The sequence below is a fragment of the Pseudomonas sp. FSL W5-0203 genome, from assembly GCF_001896155.1.
In the GTDB taxonomy this organism is placed as follows: domain Bacteria; phylum Pseudomonadota; class Gammaproteobacteria; order Pseudomonadales; family Pseudomonadaceae; genus Aquipseudomonas; species Aquipseudomonas paracarnis.
Genome location: NZ_MPOR01000091.1, coordinates 1 through 1,230, shown reverse-complemented (window position 1 = coordinate 1,230; position 1,230 = coordinate 1). Strand labels below are relative to the sequence as shown.

General features: G+C 63.2%; 1 protein-coding gene. It reads right to left on the bottom strand.

The genetic code is table 11. The annotated features are described in order from the left end of the window. On the bottom strand, window positions 1-1,230 hold a 1,230-nt coding region (locus BOP96_RS29110; RefSeq protein ID WP_138726261.1), incomplete at both ends, for an amino acid adenylation domain-containing protein.

Below are 1,230 nucleotides of genomic sequence, written 5' to 3'. Positions count from 1 at the left end.
TCACCGACACTGGTTTGCTCACGCAAGCGCGCTTCGATTTCCCCCAGTTCGATACGGAAACCGCGGATCTTCACCTGATGGTCCACACGCCCCAGGTAATCCACCACGCCATCCGGACGCCCACGGGTCAGGTCGCCGCTGCGATACACGCGACTGCCGGGCTTGCCGAACGGGTCCGGCACGAAGCGTTCGGCGGTTAACGCCGGACGCTCCAGATAACCCCGGGCCACGCCCTCGCCGCCCAGGTACAACTCGCCGGCCACGCCGATAGGTTGCAGGTTCAGCTGCGCGTCCAACACGTAGCCACTGCGGTTACCCAACAAAGTGCCGATGGGCGCGTAGACGGCGCCACATAGGTCGCCCTTGCGTGCCTTCCACAACAGCGGTGTGACCACGGTTTCCGTCGGGCCATAGCCGTTGAACAGGTACTTGGGTTTCAGCGCGCGCCACGCCAGGTCATAGCTGGCCTGGGCCACCGCATCACCGCCAAAGCAGTACACCCGCACCGCCGGCGGGTTGCCGTCGCGCTCGGCATGTTCGGCCAACTGTTGCAGGTACACCGGTGGGAACACCGCCATGGTCACGTTGTGGCGATGCATTTGCTCATAGGTGTATTCCGGCAGCCACAGGCTGTCATCACGGATCAACACGCTGGCGCCGTTGATCAGCGGGTGCATCCAGCCTTCGTGGGAGCCGTCGAAGGCGAAGGACATGAAGTGCAGTTCGCAATCGGCCGGTGAGGTTTCATAACGCTCGCCAGTGGCAATGATATGCGCCACCAGCGGGCCGTGTGACACCGCCACGCCCTTGGGCAAACCGGTGGAGCCGGAGGTGTAGATCACGTAGGCGAGGTTGTCGCCATCCAGAGCCACATCCGGTGCCGTATCGCTGTAACCGGCCCATTCTTCGGTGCGATCAATCGCCAGAGTATCCAGACCCTCGGGGACTGGCAGTTGCTGCAACGCCCGGCTGTGAGTCAGCAGCAGTTGCGCACGGCTGTCTTGCATCATGTACAGCAGGCGATCACGTGGGTATTCGATATCCAGCGGCACATACACACCGCCGGCTTTCATCACCGCCAGGAACGCCACCATGATCTCGGCACTGCGCGGCATGGCGATGGCCACCCGCACTTCCGCGCCGACGCCACGGGCGATCAAGGCATGGGCCAGGCGGTTGGCCTGGCGATCCAGTTCACCGTAAGTCAGGGTTTGCGCGTCGAATTTCACC